The sequence below is a fragment of the Microbulbifer regidiadema (SeqCode) genome, assembly GCF_052466995.1.
Window position 1 is genome coordinate 1,271,451 of the sequence record NZ_CP174297.1, and the last position, 25,437, is coordinate 1,296,887.

The 25,437-nt window shown below is 46.5% G+C and carries 29 protein-coding genes and 1 pseudogene; 9 read left to right on the forward strand and 21 right to left on the reverse strand.

Going from position 1 to position 25,437, the window contains the following annotated elements; all coding sequences use genetic code 11:
- Nucleotides 1–100: 100 nt before the first annotated feature.
- The 6 genes and pseudogenes from ACJJIK_RS05290 to ACJJIK_RS05315 form a co-directional block, all read right to left on the reverse strand.
- A complete protein-coding gene (locus ACJJIK_RS05290; protein ID WP_444944436.1) occupies nucleotides 101–844 on the reverse strand; it encodes a sporulation protein in 744 nt (247 codons plus the stop codon).
- 199 nt (nucleotides 845–1,043) lie between these two features.
- A complete protein-coding gene (locus ACJJIK_RS05295; protein WP_444930827.1) occupies nucleotides 1,044–1,553 on the reverse strand; it encodes a hypothetical protein in 510 nt (169 codons plus the stop codon).
- 127 nt (nucleotides 1,554–1,680) lie between these two features.
- Nucleotides 1,681–2,043 carry an ankyrin repeat domain-containing protein gene (locus ACJJIK_RS05300; RefSeq protein ID WP_444930826.1) on the reverse strand — a complete coding sequence of 121 codons (363 nt, stop codon included), beginning with the start codon at nucleotides 2,041–2,043 and terminating at the stop codon, nucleotides 1,681–1,683.
- Between the two features lie 212 nt (nucleotides 2,044–2,255).
- Nucleotides 2,256–3,029, reverse strand: a complete 774-nt coding sequence (locus ACJJIK_RS05305; RefSeq protein WP_444930825.1) for a hypothetical protein — start codon at nucleotides 3,027–3,029, stop codon at nucleotides 2,256–2,258.
- Nucleotides 3,029–3,457: a hypothetical protein gene (locus tag ACJJIK_RS05310; protein WP_444930824.1), complete on the reverse strand. Its 429-nt coding sequence runs from the start codon at nucleotides 3,455–3,457 to the stop codon at nucleotides 3,029–3,031. Before ACJJIK_RS05310 ends, ACJJIK_RS05305 begins: the two co-directional genes overlap by 1 nt.
- Nucleotides 3,458–3,560: 103 nt before the next feature.
- Nucleotides 3,561–4,691 (reverse strand): annotated as a pseudogene (locus ACJJIK_RS05315) (IS91 family transposase); the annotation flags it as partial.
- A gap of 392 nt (nucleotides 4,692–5,083) precedes the next feature.
- Here ACJJIK_RS05315 and ACJJIK_RS05320 point away from each other — a divergent pair.
- Nucleotides 5,084–5,260 (forward strand): hypothetical protein, encoded by a 177-nt coding sequence (locus ACJJIK_RS05320; protein WP_444930823.1) that lies wholly within the window; start codon nucleotides 5,084–5,086, stop codon nucleotides 5,258–5,260.
- Between the two features lie 305 nt (nucleotides 5,261–5,565).
- Nucleotides 5,566–5,787, forward strand: a complete 222-nt coding sequence (locus tag ACJJIK_RS05325) for a hypothetical protein (RefSeq protein ID WP_444930822.1) — start codon at nucleotides 5,566–5,568, stop codon at nucleotides 5,785–5,787.
- 83 nt (nucleotides 5,788–5,870) lie between these two features.
- Here ACJJIK_RS05325 and ACJJIK_RS05330 read toward each other — a convergent pair whose 3' ends face one another.
- Genes ACJJIK_RS05330 through ACJJIK_RS05340 form a run of 3 tightly spaced genes read right to left on the reverse strand, consistent with a single transcriptional unit; the run spans nucleotide 5,871 to nucleotide 6,554 of the window.
- Nucleotides 5,871–6,086 (reverse strand): hypothetical protein, encoded by a 216-nt coding sequence (locus ACJJIK_RS05330; RefSeq protein WP_444930821.1) that lies wholly within the window; start codon nucleotides 6,084–6,086, stop codon nucleotides 5,871–5,873.
- Nucleotides 6,087–6,410, reverse strand: a complete 324-nt coding sequence (locus ACJJIK_RS05335) for a Tse2 family ADP-ribosyltransferase toxin (protein WP_444932311.1) — start codon at nucleotides 6,408–6,410, stop codon at nucleotides 6,087–6,089.
- Between the two features lie 9 nt (nucleotides 6,411–6,419).
- Nucleotides 6,420–6,554, reverse strand: a complete 135-nt coding sequence (locus ACJJIK_RS05340) for a hypothetical protein (protein WP_444930820.1) — start codon at nucleotides 6,552–6,554, stop codon at nucleotides 6,420–6,422.
- Nucleotides 6,555–7,986: 1,432 nt separating this feature from the next.
- On the opposite strand from ACJJIK_RS05340, the gene ltrA reads away from it, so the two are divergent.
- Together ltrA and ACJJIK_RS05350 are read left to right on the forward strand one after the other, a co-directional pair.
- Nucleotides 7,987–9,066, forward strand: a complete 1,080-nt coding sequence (gene ltrA / locus ACJJIK_RS05345) for a group II intron reverse transcriptase/maturase (RefSeq protein WP_444930819.1) — start codon at nucleotides 7,987–7,989, stop codon at nucleotides 9,064–9,066.
- Complete coding sequence (locus ACJJIK_RS05350; protein ID WP_444944437.1) at nucleotides 9,063–9,257, forward strand: hypothetical protein; 195 nt, start codon at nucleotides 9,063–9,065, stop codon at nucleotides 9,255–9,257. Before ltrA ends, ACJJIK_RS05350 begins: the two co-directional genes overlap by 4 nt.
- A gap of 512 nt (nucleotides 9,258–9,769) precedes the next feature.
- On the opposite strand, the gene ACJJIK_RS05355 is transcribed toward ACJJIK_RS05350, so the two are convergent.
- Both ACJJIK_RS05355 and ACJJIK_RS05360 read right to left on the reverse strand, forming a co-directional pair.
- On the reverse strand, nucleotides 9,770–10,861 hold the full coding sequence (locus tag ACJJIK_RS05355) for an alpha/beta hydrolase (protein ID WP_444930818.1): 1,092 nt from the start codon (nucleotides 10,859–10,861) through the stop codon (nucleotides 9,770–9,772).
- A 162-nt stretch (nucleotides 10,862–11,023) separates the two neighbouring features.
- Nucleotides 11,024–11,287 (reverse strand): hypothetical protein, encoded by a 264-nt coding sequence (locus ACJJIK_RS05360; protein ID WP_444944438.1) that lies wholly within the window; start codon nucleotides 11,285–11,287, stop codon nucleotides 11,024–11,026.
- 159 nt (nucleotides 11,288–11,446) lie between these two features.
- On the opposite strand from ACJJIK_RS05360, the gene ACJJIK_RS05365 reads away from it, so the two are divergent.
- Nucleotides 11,447–11,746, forward strand: coding sequence for a site-specific integrase (locus ACJJIK_RS05365; RefSeq protein ID WP_444930817.1), 300 nt, complete (start codon nucleotides 11,447–11,449; stop codon nucleotides 11,744–11,746).
- Nucleotides 11,743–12,869, forward strand: a protein-coding gene (locus ACJJIK_RS05370) for an IS3 family transposase (RefSeq protein ID WP_444945039.1) whose coding sequence is annotated in 2 segments (ribosomal slippage) — nucleotides 11,743–11,950 and nucleotides 11,950–12,869 — 1,128 coding nt in all. Because the reading frame shifts where the segments join, the coding sequence is not laid out codon by codon here. Before ACJJIK_RS05365 ends, ACJJIK_RS05370 begins: the two co-directional genes overlap by 4 nt.
- Before the next feature lie 64 nt (nucleotides 12,870–12,933).
- Here ACJJIK_RS05370 and ACJJIK_RS05375 read toward each other — a convergent pair.
- The 6 genes from ACJJIK_RS05375 to ACJJIK_RS05400 form a co-directional block, all read right to left on the reverse strand.
- A complete protein-coding gene (locus ACJJIK_RS05375) occupies nucleotides 12,934–13,230 on the reverse strand; it encodes a hypothetical protein (RefSeq protein ID WP_444930816.1) in 297 nt (98 codons plus the stop codon).
- Between the two features lie 46 nt (nucleotides 13,231–13,276).
- Nucleotides 13,277–13,777, reverse strand: coding sequence for a hypothetical protein (locus ACJJIK_RS05380; protein WP_444944439.1), 501 nt, complete (start codon nucleotides 13,775–13,777; stop codon nucleotides 13,277–13,279).
- 666 nt (nucleotides 13,778–14,443) lie between these two features.
- Nucleotides 14,444–14,956: a hypothetical protein gene (locus ACJJIK_RS05385; protein WP_444930814.1), complete on the reverse strand. Its 513-nt coding sequence runs from the start codon at nucleotides 14,954–14,956 to the stop codon at nucleotides 14,444–14,446.
- A 125-nt stretch (nucleotides 14,957–15,081) separates the two neighbouring features.
- Nucleotides 15,082–16,017 (reverse strand): hypothetical protein, encoded by a 936-nt coding sequence (locus ACJJIK_RS05390; RefSeq protein ID WP_444930813.1) that lies wholly within the window; start codon nucleotides 16,015–16,017, stop codon nucleotides 15,082–15,084.
- 110 nt (nucleotides 16,018–16,127) lie between these two features.
- On the reverse strand, nucleotides 16,128–16,574 hold the full coding sequence (locus tag ACJJIK_RS05395) for a hypothetical protein (protein ID WP_444930812.1): 447 nt from the start codon (nucleotides 16,572–16,574) through the stop codon (nucleotides 16,128–16,130).
- Between the two features lie 133 nt (nucleotides 16,575–16,707).
- Entirely contained in the window at nucleotides 16,708–17,154 is a 447-nt protein-coding gene (locus tag ACJJIK_RS05400; protein WP_444930811.1) for a hypothetical protein, read from the reverse strand.
- Nucleotides 17,155–17,760: 606 nt separating this feature from the next.
- Here ACJJIK_RS05400 and ACJJIK_RS05405 point away from each other — a divergent pair.
- Nucleotides 17,761–18,000 (forward strand): hypothetical protein, encoded by a 240-nt coding sequence (locus ACJJIK_RS05405; RefSeq protein WP_444930810.1) that lies wholly within the window; start codon nucleotides 17,761–17,763, stop codon nucleotides 17,998–18,000.
- Between the two features lie 104 nt (nucleotides 18,001–18,104).
- A complete protein-coding gene (locus ACJJIK_RS05410; protein ID WP_444945040.1) occupies nucleotides 18,105–18,212 on the forward strand; it encodes a hypothetical protein in 108 nt (35 codons plus the stop codon).
- A 57-nt stretch (nucleotides 18,213–18,269) separates the two neighbouring features.
- On the opposite strand, the gene ACJJIK_RS05415 is transcribed toward ACJJIK_RS05410, so the two are convergent.
- Both ACJJIK_RS05415 and ACJJIK_RS05420 read right to left on the reverse strand, forming a co-directional pair.
- Nucleotides 18,270–19,781: an arylsulfatase gene (locus tag ACJJIK_RS05415; RefSeq protein WP_444944440.1), complete on the reverse strand. Its 1,512-nt coding sequence runs from the start codon at nucleotides 19,779–19,781 to the stop codon at nucleotides 18,270–18,272.
- A 93-nt stretch (nucleotides 19,782–19,874) separates the two neighbouring features.
- Complete coding sequence (locus ACJJIK_RS05420; RefSeq protein ID WP_444944441.1) at nucleotides 19,875–20,861, reverse strand: HAD family hydrolase; 987 nt, start codon at nucleotides 20,859–20,861, stop codon at nucleotides 19,875–19,877.
- Between the two features lie 214 nt (nucleotides 20,862–21,075).
- Here ACJJIK_RS05420 and ACJJIK_RS05425 point away from each other — a divergent pair, with 214 nt between their 5' ends.
- Nucleotides 21,076–23,340, forward strand: coding sequence for a multiheme c-type cytochrome (locus ACJJIK_RS05425; RefSeq protein WP_444930807.1), 2,265 nt, complete (start codon nucleotides 21,076–21,078; stop codon nucleotides 23,338–23,340).
- On the opposite strand, the gene ACJJIK_RS05430 is transcribed toward ACJJIK_RS05425, so the two are convergent.
- Nucleotides 23,337–24,668, reverse strand: a complete 1,332-nt coding sequence (locus tag ACJJIK_RS05430) for a hypothetical protein (protein WP_444930806.1) — start codon at nucleotides 24,666–24,668, stop codon at nucleotides 23,337–23,339. The genes ACJJIK_RS05425 and ACJJIK_RS05430 overlap by 4 nt on opposite strands.
- A gap of 12 nt (nucleotides 24,669–24,680) precedes the next feature.
- Nucleotides 24,681–25,433, reverse strand: coding sequence for an outer membrane lipoprotein-sorting protein (locus ACJJIK_RS05435; RefSeq protein ID WP_444930805.1), 753 nt, complete (start codon nucleotides 25,431–25,433; stop codon nucleotides 24,681–24,683).
- Between the last annotated feature and the right edge of the window lie 4 nt (nucleotides 25,434–25,437).

The window sequence follows — 25,437 nt, forward strand, 5'->3', positions numbered from 1 at the left end:
CTCAGGTCACTCTTGGTAAGTCAGACCCAAGCCTGCCACCAAAGGCCTAATGACCATAATCTGGCTGCCGGACACAGCCAGATTATCGCGAACAGCGCTACTACTGCGACAAAACGGACTGAACAGCTGTAGCAACCTCATCATCGCTGGCATCCTGCGCCAATGAGAACGAATAATATTGATCGCCACGCAGACCGAACCTGCGATCAATCTCTGCCAAACAATGCACCTGATTGCCATCAACAATAAAGGAAAGCTCAATCTCTTTAGAGCTCAGCAGACCACTATTCTTAAACTCAATCTCCTGATAGCAGCCGGACTGGGAGGCGAAATTACCGCCGCGCAGATGCCCCTTCTCCACATCCGCTTTGACCATTGTAAAGCCGCTATCCTCAATCATGGAAAGGACCCTCTCCACAACCGGCAAAGGTCTTATCTGCAAGGGGTCCCGATCTTTGGGGTCTAGTGCAAAATCAATATCCAGCGAGGTTTCCAGCCACACATAGCACTTATTCTTACGCGTATTTAACACCGTTACCGGTGTCTCTTGGTGTAATGCCAGCTCGAAAGGCACCTCCTGGTTCTCACCAGCACCGATAGTAAAGGGCTCTTGCACCTGCAACTCGCCCAGCACAAAACGCTCATAGCTTACTCCCTCATCGGTTTCCACCTTCATTTCTGTGCACAACTTCAAGCAAATAGCATCAATCTGCTGGTCAATATCACCACCAGAGATATGGATAGCCCCTTTGATAACATCGCCCTGAACCAGCTCAGGATTTTGCACAACAGTGTCAACTTTAGCCGCACCAATACCTATCGATGCTTTTAATTTTTGGAACATAGACATAATCAAAAAACTACTTCAGCAAATAATATGGACCTTAATAACATAGAACCCAACTTACTTCACCGCCTTAGTCGACAGAAGCAACCCCCGGAGCCTCCGATCACAGCCCTCAGCACAGCGTACGCAGTCTGCGCCAGCCAATAGCACCCCAAAGAACTGAAACAAGCCTTACCGGCTTGTTAGCACGCTTATATCACCGGTTAATATAGAGGTAATTGCCATTAATCTCGTGGCCGGGCGAGTACATACTCTCCACCCAAGATTTCTGCGACTTTCCGCTATACGACCACACCCACTCTTCCCGCTGCCATTCTGACACATCAGTATCGTGACATTTAATGTAGCCCGATTTTTTGATTTTGTTATCAACCCTCATTTCTGGACCAAAGTTAGCGCAATGGAAATAACCCCATCCCCACCACCTATCAGGCATGATAACTTTTCCCTGCTCTATCGGAACCATATATGAATAGATTGAGCCATCCCAGTCTTTGATGATTAATACGCTTTCATCCCATGCACTAGCTCGATCAAAGCCCTCAAAAATAAAGTCTCCAGCCTCTAACCTTGAAATGTCGTGCTGCGATCGCCCCGCCTTCGCTTTTGCAGATGGTTTCATTGAATAAATGAAAGGTGAAGATGCCAGGCCTATCCCCCCAAATAACATTAATATCGTACAAGTTAAAATAATCTTCTTTTTCATCACCCATACTCCCTAGCATTCCAAATATCTCAACGACTATCAACTGTAGCTAAAAAAACTAACACGCAACAAGCCTGGTGCAGTCCAAAATTTTACAACTGGATAGAGATCGCATTTAAGCGGCCCATTAAATACTTTGCCTGAGTGCATCGATCGCCTCTTTATTACCAAGTAAACATGCAAGCTCTAACGGTGTGTCACCAGCATCATCTTGAACAATCGCAGCTCCCAACCTGCGCAGCAGAAGAATAGCATCCGCTTTATTTTGCTCTGCCGCACAGTGTAAAGGCGTAAATCCAGACTCTCCAACTGCATCTATATTAGCGCCGGCATTGACTAAAATTGATATAGCCTCACAATCACCCCAATTGGCAACAACATGCAAAGGCATATCTCCATATCCATTTGTGTAGGTTGCAGAATCAATATTGTGTCCGATAAAATCCGCTATACTCTCTACTTCTCTGAAGATCGTCTCAACATTTCTCATGGCACTAAATCGAGGTGGCGAAGTATCTCATTATCCCCCTACAGTGTAGGGCACACAAACTGCACACTACAACGATTCACCTCCTCATATATCATCACATTACCAATAATGGCAATCACAAGGTTACAAACTAGCCCTTCGGCAACGTCCTGTAAAGGCCGTTCTTTCGATATTGTGGGTCGACCTTTGTTATAGGCTCCAATCATTCAACCTCATAAAAATAAGTCTTTATGCCAAATGCTCTTTATAATAGGCTGAATTCTTTGGAAAACCTTAGGGAATTTCTTTTCGCTTAATGCACACTCATCAATACAAGCTACACCATTGTCCACATTGGTACTTTGAGCTAATAAGGGCTTCCATTTTTTGTTTTTATTACTTCCGACAGAGCCTTCCTCGTCCCATATTCTTTTTGCAGTCTGGTCTGAAACAGGGTCGCACGCTGAAATAGCTGTCATCCTGTTAACTTCTCCTGTTGCTATGTAAAACCCAATAAGGTTTGACACTAAATCTTCCTGACTATAACCGCTGTCAGTAATCCCCAACCAACCAGCAACCTTCTGAAGATTTTCAAACTTCATCGTCACTTCCATTAAAATACTAAGAGCCACCCGCTTTTTCTGCTCAACATTTAGCCCCTTTTTTACTAGATATCGACCTTCGCTGCCAGGCTTTCCTGGAATCCCCCCGTGATCTTGTCGGTAGTAGACTTGAAATCCAGCAGAACCATCAGAAAACTTGTCACTACAATTTCCATTATCCGTAGAACGGATGCCTCTTCGGGTTTGGACATGACAGTGAGATAAATTTGCACCCTCATTTTTAATGGTACGCCATAAATTTGCAGCACCAATTTCTTGTCTGGAGTTATTAGGATTTAAATGCCCCAAATCTAGCCAGCCAGCATTACAAGTATACATAAGTCCATAGTTCTTCATCCAGTTGCCCTGTATTCTTCCATCCAGTATATCTTCTCGCTTGCTCACTAATACTCTCCTATGATGTAAACCGTTACCTCGGTTCCTGCTTTTATTTTCTTAAAATTTATTTCATACCGCTCACTATACTCTCCATCTTTAAAGCAGATCACATTTTTTTCTGCCGGACCGGTACAGTTAAAATTGAGTTTTTTCACCTGTGAAATAAGACTGGGAAAATCTAAAGAACTTGTGTAGTAGACTTTTACCATACCCGGCTTTTCACCATCAGCTATTCTCAGGTCATACAGTGGCATTCCCTGTTCACCCCAAGTTGGGTAGTTTTTTACAATTTTTGGGATTTTTAACTGGTAAACAAATGAACCTCGCTCAACTCCGGATGGTTCCCAGAAGATATATTTGATAAATGCATAGCAGCACGCCATGAAGATTAATGCTCCTGAAATAGTAAACACCTTCGATCTGGGGATTCTCACCAGTTCTACTCCTATATGAATTGAGGAAATATACGCCCTTCTTGTCCTGTTCTAGTGGTAGTGTGCCGCCAGCGAACCCTCTGCGCAATCGACCAACCTGATTCTAAAACGGGATACCGAGGTATAACGCTAAGATAACCTGCACTGCAAGCGGTAAAAAAATGACTTGGCATTGAATGTAGGCCGAACCAAAGAGGCCCATTCCTGCAGTGCCTGGTTCATCGCCATGTTGTACATTCCCGTCGGCACTATTTGGCCGAGCCGCCCCCTTTATAAAGGAAATTCCTTTTTTTGCCTTAGACCACACTCTACCACCCAACTTTATAGATTCATGGCGCTGCCCACACTCTACTACCAGATTTTGGATTTGCAATCCTGCTGGGAGTGATTGATCTTTCATTAAACCCTCTTGGTTACTACATAGATCGTGCTTTTTCTCATTGTACCCAGCATATAATCCATAACTCCGTACAATGTGTTTACCTATCGGAGGTATGATCTGCAAGACACGCCTTAAGAACTCTTCAGGTTTTGATCGTAGTCGCTGGTCACGATGGTCACGATGGTCACGATGGTCACGATGGTCACGATGGTCAAAATAACGAAATCCGAGCCCCTTATGATCTACATTTAATATTTGCTTTGGCTTCAGCGGGCCACCTTTGATATATCGTGAAAAATATAGAAGCACTCCTTGTCCATGCTCATATCGATCTTGAGTACGAACTGACCATTCTTTGCTATAGCAAACTTTAAAGAGAATGTCAAACTGGCCAATTGACCAACTGGGAGACAGCTTAAGTAACCCAGCACGATACTGCTCTAGTAACAGCGCTTGAAACTTTCCCCTATAAAGACTCTTAACCACTCGCACAGGTAATAAATACTTACCTGTTTCTTTCCACTTCTCCCTTAAAGTCAAACCGCCAGTAGTTATCAAACAGTGTATATGAGGATGTAAAGTTAACTGTCTTCCCCAGGTATGCAGAGCCATAAGCATCCCGGGAGTTACTCCGTGATAGTCTTCACTCGCCATTAATTCAAGCAGAGTTTCTTTGCTCGACAAAAAGAGTATATCTGTAAGCTTCTCTTCGTTGTATTGCCATAATGACAGGTACTCATGAGGTACAGTAAAGACCACATAAAAATGTTCTGTATCAAATAATTTACGACGCCGCTGATCAACCCACTGGAGCTGTTTTCTATCTAAGCATAGGGGGCAACTTCTATACCCACAAGAATGATGCTATTCAGTGACATAATTGTGCTTACAAAGATAATGACTACTTCCCATCGCTTTTGTACGGCATTCTTGTATCGAGGAAATAGTCTTTAATTTTTTTAGCGGCTGCGCAGTTTTAGACAAACAACCACTATACGCAGAAAATATATTTTGTAATACCTCAACACTTCGGACAGTTTTAGCCCAGTAACCCTGCGGCTTACAGCCATACAGCTCAGTTATCGGCAACTCTAGAGCACCTTAGACCTTTGATAAAGTAGCCCTCGGTAAGCTATCCGAAGTGTTGACAAAAAATTGCCAACCTTGTTGGCGTCCATTTTGAAACCGTTGGAAAATGGTATCGAGCATATCTTGCTCATGGCACCCAAGGAATTTCAGCCAAAATGCTGGAGCGAAAGCCTGGGACCGACCGTCTACTCTCAGAAGAGCAAGAGAAAACCATCAAGCAATTGATTGTCAATAAACGCCCGGATCAAATGAAGCTGGCCTATACACTCTGGACGAGACAAGCTGTTCAGCTGCTGATCAAGCAAAAATTTATTAACCCGGCGGAAATATAGATTGGCCCACTACACCGCATAATTGATTTCTATGCTTAAAAAATACCGGTACGATTGCCCTGGCACCTAATAAGAGGACTTTTACCTCTCTAGCCAAATGCCATACCTAACATACACGCTTGATTCAGGTGCACCATAGGCGTCACCTAAACCACCTGTTAAAGCCTTGCTATGGGCTTGCACAATTGAGAAAATAAATTGAAAGAACTTGTCGTATTCCTCCGTGGCTGGATCAATTATTTGGTATAGCGCAAGGCTATCAAAAATGTATCGATCTTGACTGCTGGATATGACGAAGACTGAGAATGAGCTACTGGAAAAACTGGCGTAAAGTGAGAACGAAAGTCCGAAACTTACTACGCATGGGTATGAGTGAATCACTGGCTGTCACTTGTGGATCGTCCGGTAAGAGTTACTGGCAAAATGCAAAACCCGAAGGTATTCACATTGCAATCAACAATGATTTTTTTCAAAAGATAGGCTTAATTTCATTACGTAATCGCTGGGTAGAGATTCATTACGGATAGGGAACCGTCCATTGCGGACCCGCACGATGGGTGGTGTGGGGACCGGCAGTTAGAAACTACCGGCCACCCGATTTATAACCTGTTTACTTCAGGATTTTTTCTAGAGGTAGTCCTACCTCTGCTTCGACTTCCTTATATTCTTCTTTTAAAACCTCTAGGAGCTGGGATAATTGCAATACATACTCTTCATAATCAGTTTTATCCTTTATTGTCTCGCTCTTAAGAAACCCTTCCTGATAAATTATTGCATCTTGAACAGCAGACAATAATAAAGGGGCAAATGTATTTGAAATCTTCATTTATACAGCCTTTTCAAATAGTTCAGCAGCAAATGCAGCTAAAGCAGTTTTAAATTGTCTTAAAGACATATCATAGGCCGGAGCTATTGTATAGTGGATTGCGTCAAACTTTTTATTGTATCCATCACGTACGATAGCTAAACCATCAGGGATTATTGTTCCTGCCGGGATTTTATAATATTCCCAGCCTTTACCAGGAGGCACTCCTTCTTTATCAAAAGTGCTTACACCTCTTGGCCTATTTTCTACAGAAACCCACTTCTCACCATTTGAATGCTTATAGACTTTAATGTCAGCTATCCTAGAGCGGCCATTGGATAAAATTGTAGGCTCCTAAAAAAAATAAAAAATAGCTTGATTTGATTTTTTCTTTAAGGCTCTCCATAAATTAACTGGAACCTTCTCATCAAAATAGCAATCAACTTTTCCTTTTTGAATAAGAATGTCTTTTAATGCTTTTACTGTCATTACACGATCCTTATGACTATGTTGATGTGGGGGTAGTAGTGGTAGGGCAGCCGATTACCCGACTGCCCCCACGCAGATCCGGACGTGCGGAATTACCGCATCCGGCTCCTCAGTTATATTATTTACCGCGCAGCTAAATCCTATCAAAGCTATTCACTCCACCCATCTTCGCCTTTTCACCCAATGACTGAAGTGTATAGACTCAGATTCAACTGAATGTAATGCTTGCACTTTTGTTTTCATACAATATCCAGCCCTACATGTCCGGTGTATGTATCGACTGCAAGCTCAATATAACTGCCAGCCCCTTCGCCCTGTAGACGGCTTTCCCGCCCTCCGACTACTATGAGCTGGTCCGACTCCCAAGACACCATCGTTCGTCTCGCTTATTCAGCTACACTGCCCTACCCATTCCTTTGGGAGTTACCTTGGGTCTCACAAGTTCTCATTACATCTCTGTATGCATGCCACGGCTTAAGAACTCCGCTAGGTCTCCATAATCTTGCCATTCAGGTAGCGAAAAAAATTCACTCCTGAGTCGATTGCTTTGTATGGACTTCGACCACGTTACAAGCCTCGTCACCTAGAATTTGCTTTTCGAAGCGACACCAGCACTTCAGGAGCGCGCACTCCCTATGGCCTACATATTTCTCTGCCTACGCTTCACGTTGATTGTTCGCTCGTGCATCCTGCCTCTCAAATACTCCTAATTTAAAGCTCCGCACAACGCAGACCCGATACTGGTGAGTGGCTAACTCTTACCAGGCTGGGACTTTCACCCAGCAAGATACAACAAGCTTCGCTTGTCGCACTAACGCCGCCCACAGCGGCCGGAGGTCCGTTGCTGGCCCTTGGTACGCCCAGCATGGGCGTGAACTAATGGGGTGAAAGTCCCCTGTAGGAGGATCACCATTTAATGGTCTCCATTAAATGCTAACTACTAGCAAATGGCAACTGCAAGACCGTGAGGTCTTGTGAGGAGGAAGCCGCTAGCAAAGCTACGAGCTGACGAACAGAAACATCATATAAGGCTTAGCCTGGAGGCGAGGTAGCCAAGGATACCGAAGCCATGTGGTCTAACGGGTAGAGTAAATGATGCAGTTGTGTAGTAAAAGTTCACGCTCTTATCTGGGGAGATCTGTTCAACCTGCTGCTGTAAAGCTGTCAGCGTGGCCGCTGACTCATAAGTAGGCCCAGCCCGCTAGCCACCATCGCGGGGGGTAAACAAAATTGGTGGAACACAGCGAGCGGCGCCTCGGCCAGTAATGGCCAAGGTGATTGAACAGAAGTCAGCCGACGGCATAGTAGCCTAATGCCAAGATTAATACCTTGGATACGGTGAAGGCCTGAACCCAAAATCCACGAGTTAAAAGACAGAGCTAGCCTACCGATGTGTTGCCAGCCGGATATAAAATTGACGTAGCGCACTGCCATGACACTCAATTCAAATGAAAATCTGCTTGAAACCATCCTCAGCAAAGAAAATCTTAATGCTGCATGGAAACACGTGCGAAGCAACAAAGGTGCCGCAGGCATTGACGGGATTACTGTCGATAATTTTGTGCAGCACTTCAAGGCAGTTGGCGACGACCTCATCGAGACTATTCGACAGGGTCATTACCAGCCGCTTCCCGTCAGGCGCGTCTACATTCGCAAGCCAGATGGTGGCCAGCGTGGGCTCGGGATACCTACGATCTTTGATCGTGTTATTCAGCAGGCTATCGCCCAAATCATCGGTCCCAGTTTCGATAAAACCTTTTCGGAGTTCAGCTATGGATTCCGCCCAAAGCGATCACAGCATCATGCGGTGAAAAAACTACAGAAGTATATCGAAGGCGGGAAGCGAATAGCCGTAGATGTCGATTTACCTAAGTTCTTCGACCGGGTCAACCATGACTTCCTCATGAGTTTACTTGGCCAAAGAATCAGCGATAAGCGTTTACTCAAGTTCATCGCAAGTTACTTGCGTGCAGGAAGTGTAGAAGATGGATGCTGGAAAGCCTGTCATGAGGGGGTGCCACAAGGGGGCCCTTTATCGCCGCTGCTCTCCAACATTGTACTCGACCTGCTCGATAAAGAGCTGGAAAAACGCCGACATGATTCTGTTCGCTATGCGGATGATTTTGTGATTGTTGTTGCTTCTAAGCGCGCGGGTGAACGGGTTATGGCGAGTATTAAACGCCTTGTTGAGCGCAAGCTTAAGCTCAAAGTTAACGATACTAAAAGCCAAGTAGTACCTGTCAGCCGCTGTAAGTTTTTGGGATTCTCTTTTCGCGGTGCAAGGCTCGTCTGGCATGATAAGTCCCTGCTCCAATTTAAATACCGCATCCGCCAGATTACAGGGCGATCCCGTGGTATTTCTATGGAAAAGAAACTGAAAGAACTTACCGTGTTCCTCCGTGGTTGGATCAATTATTTTGGTATAGCGCAAGGCTATCAAAAATGTATCGATCTTGACTGCTGGATACGACGAAGATTGAGAATGAGCTACTGGAAAACTGGCGTAAAGTGAGAACGAAAGCCCGAAACTTACTACGCATGGGTGTGAGTGAATCACTGGCTGTCACTTGTGGATCGTCCGGTAAGAGTTACTGGCGAAATGCAAAGACCGAAGGTATTCATATTGCACTCAACAATGAGCTTTTCCAAAAGATGGGCTTGATTTCGTTACGTGACCGCTGGGTAGAGATTCATTACGGATAGGGAACCGCCCATTGCGGACCCGCACGATGGGTGGTGTGGGGGCCGGTAGCTAGAAACTACCGCTACCGGCTACCGGCTACCGGCTACCGGCTACCCGATTTATAAATTTTCGTTACTCCAATTGTCAGCGACATTAGCGTAGATTAACTCTCTAATACTAATAATTAGTGTTGCTATACCCAAGGCCAGCGCAACCATGCCCAGCCTAAATGTGTAATCACACAAAGAGCTTGATATTTCAGCTAATCGAAAGCAATTTGACTCCATGCTTAGCACAGCTTCGTTCTGTGACACGGCGAATATCTCTGTGCAGAAACCCTTAATATCAAAATGAGCGCATGAAGGTACAGCACCAAGCGAGTACCACGCAACAAACCCAGATAATATGCCGAGCAACAGGAAGACCAATTGCCGTTTACTCACTTTCAATTACTGCCTCCATTCATAACGCCGCCTTAAGCGGTGAGTAATTGTTGGCTAAAATATGAAGCGAAGCGGAACCGAGCCAACTGTTACGAATCCGACTTTAAGGCTTTGTTAGCCACTTTATCTTTCAACACTTTGTTTTGAGCAACAATTTCACTAAGAAACAACGAGCTATTTCTTTTTGCGAGAAACAATGCCTTTTCAGATGCATCAACTGCTTTTTTAAACTCATTATTAAGTGAATATGCTGTCGCCAAACTATCCCAAAGAATTTCCGATGCTTCAAAGATCTTTACTCCTCGCTCCAATATCGCTACTCCCCAATTAACTTTACCCTCATAGACTGCTTTTAATCCGTATACATTAAATTGGTGAGCAGACATAGGAAATGTGTAGCCATACTCAGTTGATTTAGCTAAATAAAAATCTTCCAATTTCATTAGTGGCATCACGTCTACCTCTGGCACAGCATTCCACCCATCAAAAATAGATTTAAGTGCTTGGCTGTTACCTATCAAGGGTGTACTGTCATGAGTCTCATTCGGGAAAGTGGAATGAGCCCAAATTACATTATTTGGCGATTCTTTGCTGAGTGATTCTATCATTGCTTTAAATGCACCTTTCATTTCATCATGTGGTTCATTTGCTAAGCTCAAGAACCACTTTATAGGTTTTTTCCTCTTAAACTGTTGATATTTTGAGTACTCACTTATAAGAGTAGCCTCGTCCCACCACAAACTCGGACTTATTGAAATTGCAGCATTAAATTCCGAACCTTCACTTAAAGCTAAGTAACTAGTAAATAAGCCCGATAATGAGTGTCCAGAAATGATTTGATATGGTGCTAAACGATACTGTTTTCGTATCTTATTTAACAGTTCACCTTGTAAAAATTCCTTGTATAACTCAGCTTGCCCAGAACGGTTTCTATACTCTTCAGGCTCTGTGTGAGTATAGAACTTTAGTCGTTTATAAGGAGTGTTTACGCCAACAACAATCATCTCTGGAATGATTGCATAAGTACTTAAGAATCTCGCACTTGCCGCGACATGTTCAAATTGAGTCGAACCATCCAAAACTACCAATACTGGATATTTGAAAGTATCGGAATGTTTGTATGTGTCTGGCAAAGATACTTGAACTGTTATTTCTTCATTAATTGTCTCTGAAAAAAACATAAAGCTATTCGTACTCCCAAAAGAATACGAAGAAATAAATAGAAGCGTTAAATAAATTAGTCTCATACATTCCTCGGTGGCTAACGCCTTTGTAACGGGCAGTCTTGTGGCGAAGCCACGCTTAAAGCTGTCCAGCCCGAAGGGCGATCGTTGACAAACTTGTTATGTGTTTTTAGCACGAGTCCTCCCTAGATTTTTGTGAAGTGCTACTGCTGACAAGATCAACAAAAAAGCCAACGCCATGCCCCATGGAAACCAGAAAGCAACGTACTGGAAGCCATGATCATTAGCATACAAGTCTGGTGATGGGTTTTCAGTTAGGACTTCCATCATTTTTGTAGCGTAAAACTCGCCAAGGAGGTGAATAAAACAAGCCCCCAGCCCGAGATATGCCACTACTACAATAAGCTGTGATCTCTTCTTCATATCGATCTCAAACTACACATAACGCCGCGCCTGTGTTTTATACACATATTTGAATCCTATTCAAAGCCCATTGAACGAAGCCGCTTCGCGGCAGAATAAACGCCTCACAAGCTAAGCTCTTTTCAGTCCAATTCGGACTGAAGATTAAAGGAGCTTATCATGACACCTAAAGAGCAGCGCCGTTTCAACAGCCTTTATCAGCGCCATCTACGCACCCTAAAACTGCAAGGGCTCAGCCAGAGAACTATTGACGCTTACGCGCGAGCTGTGCGGCGCTTGTCTGGGCATTTTAATGCCTGCCCCGATAAAATCTCAACCGATAAACTCGAACAATATTTTTCTGAGCTGGTGGACTCCCATTCTTGGAGTACCGTTAAGGTTGATCGCAATGGCCTACAGTTCTTCTGGAAGCATATCCTCAAGCGCGAGTGTAGTGGCATAGTAAATTTGGCCACCTGAATTTGAGTGATATTATCACTTTCAATGAAGGTCAGGTGGATAGATGGCTAGCTCAAAAAGAAAATTCAACCCAGAGTTCAAGCTGGAAGCAGCGCGCGGAGAGGGTAGGCAAGACGCCAACTGGCAGCGCCTTAACGCCGGAGCAGCGGCGCATACAGGAGCTGGAGCGGAAACTGCGGTTAGTTGAGGAGGAGAAGGAAATCCTAAAAAAGGCTACAGCTCTCTTGATGTCGGACTCGCTGAAAAATTCTCGATAGTCCAGCGGTTGCAGGAGAGCCACCCTGTTCAACGCCTTTGCCTGGTATTTGATATTCATCGCAGTAGCTATCGGGCTTGGCGTAACAGGCCTACAGAGCCGGCCCCAGAGGAACTGAAGCTCCAGGCACTGGTTAAGGCTGCACATAAGGCTAGTAACGGCTCTGCCGGCGCTCGTTCTATCGCAAAAATAGTGACACAAACTGGAGTTCCACTAAGTCGCTACAGGGCTGGCCGGCGAATAAAATTGCTGGGTTTGGAAAGCTCCCAGCCCCCTTCGCATAGGTACAGGAAGGCGGAACAAGCGCATCTTGATATTCCAAATCGGCTGAATCGGAAGTTTGACGTCGAGAAACCAGATGCAGCTTGGGCTGGTGATATCACATATATTTGGGTGGGGACTTGCTGGGCCTATCTAGCGGTAGTGCTGGATTTGTTTGCACGAAAACCCGTAGGCTGGGCATTATCGCTGTCTCCAGATACGAGCCTGGTAAAGAAGGCGTTAACAATGGCCTATGAGTCTCGAGGTGCGCCGGAAGGAGTAATGTTCCACTCAGACCAGGGTTGTCAGTACACAAGCCAGAGTTTCCAGCAGCTGCTGTGGCGCTACCACATGAAGCAGAGCCTGAGCCGTCGTGGCAACTGCTGGGATAACGCACCAACTGAACGCTTTTTCAGGAGCTTAAAGGGGGAGTGGGTGCCGGAAGTAGGCTATTCAAGTTTGCCTGCGGCAAAACAGTCAATCAACGATTACATTATTGGCTACTACAGCCAAGTGCGGCCACATCAACATAACGACGGCTTGCCGCCAAATGTGGCAGAAGAAAAATTTCGATATACTCAAAAGAGGGTGACCAAAAATACTTGACCACTACAGTCCAACAACTGGATAAGATCGCGGCTACGCGCGTTCTGTCCTTATTCGTTAGGCTTCACGCCTGATACGCCATTTCTTGAGGCCACATACCACTCTTTGCCTGACGTAAAATCATAATGCAAGCCCGCTGGCAAAAAGTATCGTTAGAATCCCATTCCTGCCCTGATAACTGCGTAAATTTTTCCGTTTTCTTATCAAAGCTAATGCGACCGACCTGCCGGCTAGCAAGCTTCATTCTTTCTTTCGTGAACGCTGGCTTAGAGTAATCAGTTTCCCATTTCTCACGATAGTATTCGTAAATCACATGATCGGGATGATCTTCGATTAATGACATTGGGATATTAAATGCCATATATGCTTCCTTATAGCCGTAGTGGTAGGACAGCCGGTTACCCGATTTAGCTTTTTTCTGGCCAATAGAGTAACCAACTGTCTGGAACAATAAGTCTTTTACCACACCTTTTATGCCGATCACCTGACCAAACATTAGGGTCAGTGACTTTAAAGCGAAAATTGCATTTTGGGCATTTTGTCTTACCGTCTTCACTTACCTCAAGTGCTAAAGGTGCATCATCACCTTCATATTTTTTCTCTTTGAAACTGCCTTTTCCTTTGCAAAAGTCACACGGCTCTTTATACCAGCTATCTCCATCCCTGAAATAGATATAACCGTCCAGCTTACACTTGGAGCACATTTTCGTAACAACTGGGCTGAAGCCGTTTTCTTCAGCAGGCTGCTCATCGGAGAATTCAGGACGCCAATTGATTTCTCCAATATAACAATCGTTCATGCAGGTAATCATTGCACCTTTCAAATGCACAGGCGTATTGCACTTTTGGCATAGCTTCAAGCGGTTTCCAAACTTGTCTGTAATTACTTTTTCCGGAATTTCGTCCAAGACTCTCTCCATGAATCTAACGCCCGGCTCAACTGCCAGAAGCTGCTGGCGCCTTTTTTCGGTTCTTTGCAGAAAAATTGACAGTAGCCGGAGGTCAGATTGCAGCCGCTTGTTAAGGCTTGCCTGATATTTTAACCGTGTTGAATCCATTGCAACGCTTTGAAATCTAATTGATACGTTTCAAAAGGAATCCATGTTACACGATAAAATAACATTGGCCTTCCTTCATTTATTGAATAGTAAAGACCAATTTTCTTGTAACTATCAATCTCTAACGTTGTAACTGAAAGGCTATCTGGATATTTATCATTCTGATTGTAGAATTGAACAACTTCATTCTTTGCTCGATCAGCTATGGCTCTCGCATTATTATGTAGGTAAGCATGGTGGGCCAATATAAGAAACACCGATGCGAACCATATAGACATTCTCGTACATCGAAGCTTTATGCTCTTCGGATCTTTATAGATGTAAAATATATTTTGTAAAACTAAAGGAATAATGAAAAAGAAGGCAATTATTAAGACGACTGCTCCGTGCCGAGGCAACCCAATCATTAGGAGGATTGCACACGCGATCATGGTCTCTTTGTAATCTTTGAGTAAATGCACGATATTCATCCTATGCCTTAACGCCCAGCGTTGGCTATCGCTCTGCCACTGATTGTTATGGTTTGCGCACATAGCCGCGTTTGTCCCAGAACCTTATGTGCTGCTCCGCAATACTGTGCCCCATACCGAACTCACTCAAATCTAACGTGTATTCCCCTAATGCAGCCTCATTTACAAAGCAATACGGCAGAGCTGCAACGATTGCACCTTTAGACTTACTGGATGTCGTTGAGTCAGTTAGCAACTCCAAAAGAAATTTGCCGGACTCTCTTTTTCCAAGCATGGCAATTGCAACGATAAGCTGTGGGGAGACAAAACTTCCCCTAGATAGAGCGGCCTTAAACTGGTCGAGACCATTATTTCCATTTCTAGCTAGAGCAAAAGTATACGCAACAAGTTGTGGACGCCAATTTCTATCACTTAGCAGTGCATAGATGTCTCGAACCGGAAAGGCCTCACCAAGCGAGCAGTACAAATCTAGATCCACCCCATCCAAGCAATTTAAACTCTTGAGGTAGTAGGTATTATCACCACTTTTATCGGAAATATATTTAAAAATTTCTTCCATATTTCATGGACCCATAACGCCCTGCGCAGGTGTAGCCAGCGCGGAGCGCTTCTTGTGTTAATGTTTGAGCGCCAGCGAGTAACACAAAAAGTGCGTAGCGTTGGCTGTCGCTCTGCCGCTGTTTGTTAGATGTTCCCCCGCACAAATGCCAGGAACTCGCTATGTACATCGCCATTGGTGCCATGGCCTAGCCCCTTGAAAGTGCGAAAAGTTACGTTAGCTCCATACTTTTTGTAGATTTTTTGAGAATTATTCCAGCGCTCAGGATGAATTGATTTACCTGTAGTTTTGTAGATTACCGACCGCTCTTCTTCAGAATAGGCATCATCATATGCCACGGCATCATTAGTATCATTTTCACCCATGAATAAGAACTGCTTAATATTCAACCACTCATCCAGATCAAAATTTCTGCCAGTTATCTGACTGAAATCATTTATGCCTAAGGGATACTTTAAGCCATGACTATCAAGCGAGGCCGTAGGTAACATCAATGTACCGTTCAACCCTCCAGCAACAACTATTTCAATGATTTCAGGATGTAAAAGAGAAAAACGATTCGCAAATGTACCGGACGCAGAAAAGCCAGCTAGTATGACTCTATCTTCAGGCTCTAACGAGCGTTCACGCAATACATCCTGGGCATTTTCAATCATTGCCTTAAGCTGTAGATCCAGCCTTTCGAATGGGAGAGATTTCGCAAGTATGGAATCTCTATCAAGTGCGTGGGTGTAAATTTGCCATTCCGACTTAGGACGAGGAAAAACCGGCATTAATATTGGGTAGGACAATTTCTTAGACAACCACGGTCCAACAGCATTGCCCACTATTGCATTTTTGGCAGCTTCAAGATGAACATCATAATCATCAGAAACCTTTCCTGTGTTATTGGTTTCGACAATTAAAAAGGTTTTATCCTGCTTGGACACCATTTCTGGTAATTTGAGCAAATAAGGATAATTGAACCCTTTGTCTGGATTTGCAGGAATTTGTAGTAATTCAGCAGAATGACTTACGCCAGCGATAACAGTAAGAAAAATTCCAAATACTATTATTTTCAATTTTATTCCTCTCAGCATGCTCTTACATTCAAACACCGGCTTGGTGAAGATGGCGGCTTTTTGGGGGCAAAAAAGGTGACAGCTTTACCAAGCCCGAGTGCTTTGACTTATTACGTGTTGACCGCACCAACTCCGATTGTTGAAAAATATAGACCTTCTTCATCGTTAGTATCATTTGACTGCCGCCAAAGCCACAAGCCGAGACCTGGAATCTCAAAGGTATAACCTTCATCTTCTGTTTTTGGCTTGAGACCAATTGCACTCTCTATTTTTAAAAGCACTTCAGAAACCGATAGATCAAGGATATTCTCGCCGGATAACGTGGCTTCGAAGCCGCAACCGCGAGATAGCTCGATACTCTCTACCTTTGGAGTTTCGCCCTCATAGAATATTTGAAAGCCTGCCTCATAAAATGAATCAGTTGGATGCTGACTCATTGGGGTTTTCATAAAGCTATCCGGCTCTAAGCCCATGCTTGCAATAGCAGAAGTACGATCCATACCTAGTTTAACTGGGCCAATTCCTATTTCTGGCTGTACTTCAAACTTTGGATTCATCTAAATTTCTCACTCTAACTCGATGACACGTAACGCCTCAAACACCGGCTTGGTGAAGTTGGCGGCTTTTTTTGCGTAAACAAAAAAGGTGACAGCTTTACCAAGTCCGCGTGCTTTGACTTGTTATGCCTATTCAGGATTTATAATTTTTTAGTAACTCGTATGCTTTAGGACTTATATTCCTAATGTCTCTAGAGCCGTTAGTGATATCTGTAAAATATTTTCCGCAATACTGTCTTTTAATTTCGGCTGTCATCGGCAAAAACATTGCGGCTATGCTTTTATCCTCGGCAACATCCAACTTTGCGAAGACTTCCGGCAATTCCATACGAGCCTTAGCCATCAATCCCTCAGCAACGGATATAACGTCTATATTCCTACCTCTCCAATCGGATTGCGCAGTAAGAATTTTCGTTTCACCCTCTGGAATAAACTCTATGCACCTTTCAACCATTTTATTCAAATGGCTCGACAGCTGGGAAGTAAGTCCAGCTGCTCCCATTGCTGTATCCGGTTCATTTGAGCTTACCGCACTTGAGTTCAGTATCAAGACACCCAAAATTGCAATTCTTAATTTCATAAACTACTCCTACTTAATTCTTATTAGTGGCATAACACTGTATTCAAAAGCAGCTACATTATATCACCTGTCAACATATCTCAGGAACAGGAACTCAAAAAACATATATAAATCAAAAAGTTAACCGACTTTAGCATAAAAATACCCAGGTGGATATATTGCACATGCATCATATCTTGTTATTTTGCTGCTTTTGATCACAGGCATAAATCATTCAAAATCAATAAGTTAGCACTCATATTAGCGTGGATATGTGCAGCTGCTTTTGATCTTCGATATTGACAACACAGAAAAAGAAACTGTCATGGATGGCATTCCCCCTAAGCTACTGCCTAAACCAGAACATTTTCTGGATATTTTACGTCAGCACACTCGCAAACAGACACTATCGTACCGAATGAAGTAAACTTACATCCATTGGATAAAGGGATTTATTCACTTCCAAAAGGTAAGTCAGGTTTGGGAATAAGAGAGTGGATCCGCTCAGAGTGTGGGGCTGAGCACCACCTCGATATAAACGCGGCTAAAAATATTCTTACGGCGGAGCATCGCCGTCTAGCGGTAGGAATCTCCGCCCTTTAGGGCGAGGAGGATTTGTAGCTCAGAGTGCTGGATATCGATTTCACCGGTCAATACTTAATCGTGCGGGAATCCAAGGGGAAGAAGTGGCGAAGGACGCTACTGCCTAAATCTCTGCTTAAGCCACTCAAAATACAGATAACCCACTCTCTTTCTGTGTATCAAGCAGATCTGGCGGAAGACGATGGACAGGTTTACCTGCCTTTCGCACGCAAGATCCCCGCAGCAATAGGGTACGGAGATACCATATTGGCGAGCAACAAGTAAGGCGGGCAGTTTCAAAAGCGGTCTCGGCTCTCAATATTCGCATGTAGTGGTCAAGTATTTTTCGCCACTCTTTTGCGACTAGCCTTCTGCGTACAGGCATTGATATACGCAATATCCAGGAGCTACTTGGCCATAGCGATATCAGTACTGCCAAGATCTACACCCACGTTATTGGCATACATAAACGCAGTGTTTATAGCTCACTTAACTAATAGATTGTGGTCAACTACACCCGCCTAACCCTCACTAATACCCACCGCAGTGACTCTTTAGTTACTGCCACTTGCCCCATTCTCCAGTTGTTTTTGTATTTTCTCCAAATTAAAAGAACCGGGTACCTGGCTGGGGGGATACTCTTGCATAGTTTGCAAAAACTTAGCGGCGAGCTGCTGCATCGGAACTAGAACAAATGCCCGATCTATAAACCAGTCGCTATAAGTGTTAGAGCTGTGCTGGGCTTTCTCAAAAGGGTCTCGTCTTAAATTGAACAGTAGTGGCACTCTTAATTCGGTAAAGGGTTCTCGCCATACAGCAAAACCTTGCCCTCGATTCTCCAGAAAAATCGCTTTCCAGGGATCGTAGCGCATGGCCACAATTTGGCCGTCATCATTTACATAGATAAACTCCTTTCGCGGCGAGAGTTTTGTTTTTCCGCTGAAGTAATCCAGCATATTGTAGCCATCGACATAATTTCGATACTCACGCCCATTTAGCTCCACACCTTGTTTGAGCTGCTCCTTTATATTCGGATTTCCTCCAATAGCGGCGAGGGTCGGCAACCAGTCTTCGTGGGCAACAATCCCCGTCAGCGTGGTGCCCGCTGGGAATTTGCCCGGCCAGCGTACAAAGGCGGGCACCCGGTAGGCCCCTTCCCAGTTGGAATTTTTTTCACTGCGAAATGGTGTGGTTGCGGCATCTGGCCAGGTATTGAAGTGGGGGCCATTGTCGGTGGAGTAAAACACGATGGTGTTGTCGGTGATACCCAAACGATCAAGCGTATTTAACAACTTCCCCACCAAGATGTCATGCTCAACCATAGCATCCATATATTTATTGCTGTTCGGGCCGGCCAGATTGGTGTGCTCCTCTCGGACATGAGTGCGGAAGTGCATCCGGGTGGCATTCCACCAGACAAAGAAGGGAGTTTTCGCAGCGTGGGCACGCTCGATAAAGTCAATGGCCGCTGCCAGTGTTTCATCATCAATCGTTTCCATGCGCTTCTTGGTGAGGGGGCCGGTATCTTCAATGGGACCGCCGGCCTTGGCTTTAATCACCCCCCTGGGGCCAAACTTCTTGCGGAATTCAGGGTCTTTGGGGTAATCCCGGTTTTCCGGTTCTTCCTCAGCATTTAAGTGGTAGAGGTTGCCGAAAAACTCATCAAAGCCATGGTTGATCGGCAGATGCTCATCCCTATCCCCCTGGTGATTTTTACCAAATTGGCCGGTGACATAGCCCAGGCTTTTCATCACCGTGGCGATGGTGACATCACTCTTCTGCCAACCTTCCTCGGCGCCAGGCAGGCCCACTTTAGTCATACCGGTGCGCACGGGAACATTACCCGCTAAAAATGCCGCGCGGCCGGCGGTACATGACTGCTGACCATAGTAATCCGTAAAGGAGAGGCCCTCTACGGCCAAACGGTCGATGTTAGGTGTGGTGTAGCCCATCATGCCGCGATTGTTGACGCTGATATTCCAGATACCAATGTCATCCCCCCAGATCACCAAAATATTGGGTTTACTCTGGGCGAAGAGACTGCCGGGAGAGAGGGCTATAATCATCAGTCCGACTAAAAGGAACAGGCGCTGAAACGCAAGGGAAAGTGGGGGCATTACACACCTCGATATTGGCAGGCTCAATACAGCGCTTTAAGACTAGTCCCGATAGGCGGGGGCTTGAGGAATTACAGGTCCTTTACTCGATAACTTCTTGAGCTCTGGCGGAAATACCTGCTGCCAGTCCTTCGCCATATCGACCACCAACCAGCCATTTGCCTTTGCCGCTTGCAGTGCTTTGTCCAGCCGCCCTACTGCCGAATCCTTATCGTATGCCCACTCCCTCTTGGCATCCGTATGGTGAATAAGCATGGCCAAACGCGCTCCCTTGGCGCCAGTTGTCCATTCCAACATTTGTAAATCACCATCGGAATTGCCGACGGCAAATACTGGTCGGCGGCCAATAAAGTCATTGATCGCTATGGGCTTTCCCTGTTTATCGGTGAGAAAGGCCAGTTCATCTAATTTCACAATACGGGGATTCCCACCCCCATTCTCATAGCGCGACTTTAGGCGGCTGCCGATAACCTGCTCCGGGGGAATACCATACAACTCCCAGGAAAACACACGGATAAAATCGGTGCCGCCACCAGAAACAATATAAGTTTTAAAGCCTTTTGAGCGCAGGTAGGCCAGCAGCTCCAACATGGGCAGGAACACCATTGCGCGGTAGTGCTGTCCGGTTAGCGGATTCTTCGCGGTTTTGATCCATTGGGCAACAGAACTCTGGAAAGCCTCTGTACTCAACCCCGTATGGGTCGCCGTGAGCATGACCTCCAAACCCTCCCGCCCCTGCCCCAGCAGATCGGATAAGCTGTCCTTTAGAATCGAGGCGAAGGGTTCCTGTGTTTTCCACTCCGGATGTTGCGGCGCCAGCCTTTTAACCTCATCTGCGGCATAGAGCAGCTGGAAGTACGCTGGTTTCTCAGACCAGAGGGTGCCGTCATTATCAAATACCGCTATACGCTCATTGACGGGGATAAAGTCGGCGCTGCCTCTCTGGGTAACCCTGTCGACAAAGGCCACTATCCGAGCTTTAGCACCATGGTCCCGCCAGGATGGCAGGGGAGAGCTGAAGGCTGGCAAACTAATCGCCAGTACCAGTAATAGACAACATCTACCCAACACGATCCGATAAGTCCAATCCCACATTCTGGAAATCCTCGCAAAATGACATTTACGGCAGATGAACTAATATTTTGTCCTAGGGCGCCTCTAAATAACCCCGCAATGCCTCTGCGGGGCTTTCGATAATTATTCAGAGGCCCCCAGGATAAAAACTCAGCGCACAAAATAGGCCGTGATAAATATAGCTGGCATTAGCCGCCTTCAAATCGTTCTTATATGTCTCGCACTGATGGCCTGTAACGAGCAAAAGCCCGTTGATGCCCAGTCACAGGGGAGGCAAAGCGAGACTCCCCCTGTAAAAGCCGCCTATGTCGGCTCAGTACAATGCGCTGCATGCCATAAAGGCCAAGCCGATGCCTGGCAAGGCTCCCACCACCAGTTGGCGATGCAAGTCGCCGATAGCAACAGCGTTCTCGGTGATTTCTCCGGCGTCACATTTGAGCATCGGGGGCAGAAGTCTCTCTTCTATCGAAAGAACGGTAACTATTACGTGCGCACTGACGGGCCCGCCGGGCACCTCCGCGATTACCGGATCACCTATACATTTGGGCTCCACCCTTTACAGCAATACCTAATTGAGCTGGAGGGCGGGCGCCTGCAGGCATTGAGTATCGCCTGGGACAGCCGGGAGAACTCTGCCGGTGGCCAGCGCTGGTTCCACCTCTATGCCGACCAGACCATAGACCATCAACACCCTCTGCACTGGAGCGGGATCAACCAGAATTGGAACTTTATGTGTGCCGACTGCCATTCCAGCAATCTGCAAAAAGCCTATGACCTGAAAACCGATAGCTATCGGACATCCTGGTCAGAGATCAGTGTCGGCTGCGAGTCCTGTCACGGCCCCGGATCGAGGCACCTTCAGTGGGCCGCGACACAAGATAAGAAACTGCACAACAAGGGGCTCAATCTCCTTCTGACTGATCCAGCCCAGCAGGGCTGGGAAATGAATTTACAAACGGGCATTGCCCAGCTTGCACCGTCGGCAAACACCCAGCGGGAAATCCCCACTTGCGCCCAATGCCATTCTCGCCGGAGTACACATTTAGCCGGGGCGCAGGCTGACAGCGAATTGCTGGACCACTTCAATCTCACACTTCTGCAAGCGCCGCTCTACCATGCGGATGGCCAGGCCGATGGAGAGGTATTCGTGTATGGCTCTTTCCTGCAAAGCAAAATGTACGCGGCGGGTGTTACCTGTAGTCACTGCCACAACCCCCACAGCCTACAGATGAGAGCTTCCGGCGATGCAGTTTGTACCCAGTGCCATATGCCGGAGCGATTTGCCCGCACTGACCACCATCTGCACCCACCCCAGAGCCCCGGCGCTCGCTGTATCAATTGCCATATGCCGGAGAAAGATTTTATGCAGGTGGATGGGCGCCGAGATCACAGTTTCCGCATTCCCCGCCCCGATCTTTCCGAAGCGTTGAGCAGCCCCAATAGCTGCAATCACTGCCACCGAGACAAATCGAGCCAGTGGGCGGCAAAGGTACTGGAGGACAAGTACGGCCCCCCTCCCCCTCACTACGGGCAGGTGCTGCACGCCGCTATGCGCGGGGATAGCGAGGCCGGCAAGCAGTTGATGGCGCTTATTCAGGACAGCACGCAGCCAGCCATTGTCCGCGCCAGTGCTGCCCGCCTGTTGCCCCGTTACCTATCGATGGATAGCGCTCAATTGCTACAACAAATTGCCCAGGGCGATGAGCCCTTATTAAATCTAGCCCTGGCGCAATCCCTGGATGAACTACCGGAGCAACTGCGCCTGATGATCGGTGTGCCGCTACTTTTTAGCAAAATGACCGTGACCCGCTCGCTAGCGGCCAATGGCCTGGTCAATACACGCATCGAGACCATGCCTGCGCAGGTGCGGCAGCAGTTCGCAAAAGCCCTTAAGACCTATACCAGCTCAGAATTATTCAACAGTGACCGGCCGGAGTCCCTGGTAAATCTGGGCAACCTCCACTTTCAACGAGGAAATACACAACAGGCGGAAGCCTTTTATCGCCGGGCGATCAGCCAAGTCCCCTATTACACCCCCGCCTATATCAACTTGGCCGACCTGTATCGGGTCGATGGACGTGAAGCCGATGCAGAGTTGCTGCTCAGAGGGGCGCTGACAAAAAGTGAAGATATCGCCACCATCCAGCATGCTCTAGGCCTCGCCCTAGTTCGCCAGAAGCGCCACCGGGAGGCAGTGGGTTTTTTAAAGGCCGCCGCTGACGGTGAACAAGCTCAAGGCCGCTATCTCTATGTGTATGCCATCGCCGTTCACTCGGCAGGCAACAGCGCACTTGCCCTGGATATTCTCGAAGATGGCTATCACCGATTTCCGCAGGACTTGGATATTCTGCGGGCATTAATTGCTATTGGCAGGGAGTCCGGCAACCAGAAAATTGCACAAAAATATGCAGCCCTTTTAGCCAGCAAGCCCTAAAAATCGTAGTAGAGGCTTAATCTAAGGAGCCTTTCCGCAGGTAGCAGGCCAAACTCACAGGATTCACAGCCGCTGAAAAACTGGGCTTGTAATCGTGTACTAAAGTGCTCCGTCCAATTCTGAATCAATTCCAGGTTGTGGTACTGGCTTTTGTCATCAAGATTGTATTGAACACTCTGGCGATATTGGAATTTCTTATCTAGGCGGGTATTGCCCCACATAAAGAATAAATACTCCTGCCGCAACTGCCCGGTCGATAACAGGCTAAGGCTATCGGACAGGAAGGCAATTGCCTCATAGGTCCGCGCGCTGTTCAAACTGTTCTTAGCTTGATCGACCTGCGCCTGAATCCAGCGCCATTCGCCATCATCATAGCCATGCTGGTTATACAGATACTCCGCTGTAATATCCCAGCCCTGATTGAAACTGAGCTGAGTACCCAGCACCAGCTTCAAATAGCCCTCGTCCTCCGCTGGGGTATAGGTGAACTCGCCCGGCTGCGGTAGCTCCCGCTGATGTTCCCATGCCCCTTCCAGCCTGAGTGTGGCACTGTCTCCCGCCAAGGTACTCAGCCCTAGGGCCACATTCGTGGAGCCCCCCTCTAACTGGTGCAGTACCAAACGGCTATCCAAGTCACCTTCACGGTTAACCACCAGTGCGTACTGCCCCCCGCTCTCACTCCCGCCCCCCTCTAAATTGGCCTCAATCTGGGCCATATAAATACCGGCATTCCAGCGCCCATAGCGAACATCAAGGTGAGCCATATCCCAACCCAGTTGCTGGGTAAGTTCATCCGTATCCAGATTGGGACGGTCAAAAGTGGCTTTTAACAGATTGGCGGGGGACCAGTTATAACCGTTGCTCCACTGGGGCTTGATTCGCCCCAGGTTAATACCCAGACGGCGATTAGCGGTGTAAGAAGAAACATAACCCTCTAAGAGGTGAGACTCCGTCTCCTTTGCAGATACGTCGGCCTCATCAAAGCGGTAGTGCTCTATCGCTGCAAACCGGGAGTAGAGCGAGAAATGTGCCCCCAGAGAAAACTGGCTACTGAGGTCCAGTGCAAGCAGGGATTCCCGCTGATCAAAAACAAACAGACCCGGGTCGAAATAGGCATCATCCCGAACTGTATTCTGCTGGTGATACCCAAATAGTGAAGCATCAATATCCCATACAGCTTGAGAGGCGCCCATCTCAGTACCCTCTTCCGCAAAAAGCTCGGCACCGGTCTCGAAAGGGTCTTGGTAGTCCTCAGCGCTGACCACTCTGACAGTAAAAGCGAGGGGAAGAAATAGGAACGAAAAAACTGCTCTGAATCCGATAACCATCACCGACATCCGTTAATTCAACCTGCCCAAGGAGCCTTTTTGGAATATTGCCGGATCTAGGCTTTCGAGACGGTAGTCGTCGAATTTCATCCAGGTATAACTCTCCTCAATAAGCGCATCCACCAAGAGTAATTTGTGCAGTTTCAGTTCGCCTTCAAATTGCTTGAACTCTTTGTAGTGTGCAGTTTTAAGCAGTCGCCCGGAACGGGTATAGAACTCCCCTTTTAAGGGTATATTGCCCTCAGCTTCGGCCATCCATACTTTTACTTTGTCATAAGCAACACCGGAGGCCTTGGCCGACAAACTCAGAACCCAGTAATTGTCCCCGTCAATGGTTTCCTGCCCTTGCAGTTCCGCCGTGTAATCCCGGGAGAAATTTGCCCCTACCACATCGCCGTTACTGGTCTCCCCGATTAAACGCTGGGAGGGCGCAATCCGGATAACCCGACGCGTACCGGGAATATAGAGCCACATATTGGCACTCTCTTTTAGCATTGCCCTGCCCTTTTCCCGAGCCGGTGCTAAAAACTGAATCAGGGATTGATCGTTAAATACTTTGACACTGAGCTTATTGGTGCGGGGTTCCTTGTCCTTCTTATAGCTGATATTGGTAATATCAAAGCTAAAGCCCTGATCCCTGAAGCCGCGAAAGTCATCTAACTTGTTAACCAAAGACTCAGCCGAAACAGATGCATAAGTTGAGTGGCTAAGAAAAAGGCCGGCTAGCGCCAATACCCAGCCATAAAATGGGTTTAATCTATTCATAGGA

Excerpts from the sequence above, each read along its gene's own strand:
- ACJJIK_RS05325 (WP_444930822.1), top strand. The coding sequence starts at position 5,566 with ATGAGCTACTGGAAAAACTGGCGTAAAGTGAGAACGAAAGTCCGAAAC.
- ACJJIK_RS05290 (WP_444944436.1), bottom strand. The coding sequence starts at position 844 with ATGTTCCAAAAATTAAAAGCATCGATAGGTATTGGTGCGGCTAAAGTT.
- ACJJIK_RS05395 (WP_444930812.1), bottom strand. The coding sequence starts at position 16,574 with ATGAATCCAAAGTTTGAAGTACAGCCAGAAATAGGAATTGGCCCAGTT.
- ACJJIK_RS05320 (WP_444930823.1), top strand. The coding sequence starts at position 5,084 with ATGCTGGAGCGAAAGCCTGGGACCGACCGTCTACTCTCAGAAGAGCAA.
- ACJJIK_RS05340 (WP_444930820.1), bottom strand. The coding sequence starts at position 6,554 with ATGACAGTAAAAGCATTAAAAGACATTCTTATTCAAAAAGGAAAAGTT.
- ACJJIK_RS05435 (WP_444930805.1), bottom strand. The coding sequence starts at position 25,433 with ATGAATAGATTAAACCCATTTTATGGCTGGGTATTGGCGCTAGCCGGC.
- ltrA (WP_444930819.1), top strand. The coding sequence starts at position 7,987 with ATGACACTCAATTCAAATGAAAATCTGCTTGAAACCATCCTCAGCAAA.
- ACJJIK_RS05355 (WP_444930818.1), bottom strand. The coding sequence starts at position 10,861 with ATGTTTTTTTCAGAGACAATTAATGAAGAAATAACAGTTCAAGTATCT.
- ACJJIK_RS05300 (WP_444930826.1), bottom strand. The coding sequence starts at position 2,043 with ATGAGAAATGTTGAGACGATCTTCAGAGAAGTAGAGAGTATAGCGGAT.
- ACJJIK_RS05415 (WP_444944440.1), bottom strand. The coding sequence starts at position 19,781 with ATGATTATAGCCCTCTCTCCCGGCAGTCTCTTCGCCCAGAGTAAACCC.
- ACJJIK_RS05360 (WP_444944438.1), bottom strand. The coding sequence starts at position 11,287 with ATGAAGAAGAGATCACAGCTTATTGTAGTAGTGGCATATCTCGGGCTG.
- ACJJIK_RS05430 (WP_444930806.1), bottom strand. The coding sequence starts at position 24,668 with ATGGTTATCGGATTCAGAGCAGTTTTTTCGTTCCTATTTCTTCCCCTC.
- ACJJIK_RS05400 (WP_444930811.1), bottom strand. The coding sequence starts at position 17,154 with ATGAAATTAAGAATTGCAATTTTGGGTGTCTTGATACTGAACTCAAGT.
- ACJJIK_RS05365 (WP_444930817.1), top strand. The coding sequence starts at position 11,447 with ATGACACCTAAAGAGCAGCGCCGTTTCAACAGCCTTTATCAGCGCCAT.
- ACJJIK_RS05295 (WP_444930827.1), bottom strand. The coding sequence starts at position 1,553 with ATGAAAAAGAAGATTATTTTAACTTGTACGATATTAATGTTATTTGGG.
- ACJJIK_RS05375 (WP_444930816.1), bottom strand. The coding sequence starts at position 13,230 with ATGGCATTTAATATCCCAATGTCATTAATCGAAGATCATCCCGATCAT.
- ACJJIK_RS05330 (WP_444930821.1), bottom strand. The coding sequence starts at position 6,086 with ATGAAGATTTCAAATACATTTGCCCCTTTATTATTGTCTGCTGTTCAA.
- ACJJIK_RS05385 (WP_444930814.1), bottom strand. The coding sequence starts at position 14,956 with ATGGAAGAAATTTTTAAATATATTTCCGATAAAAGTGGTGATAATACC.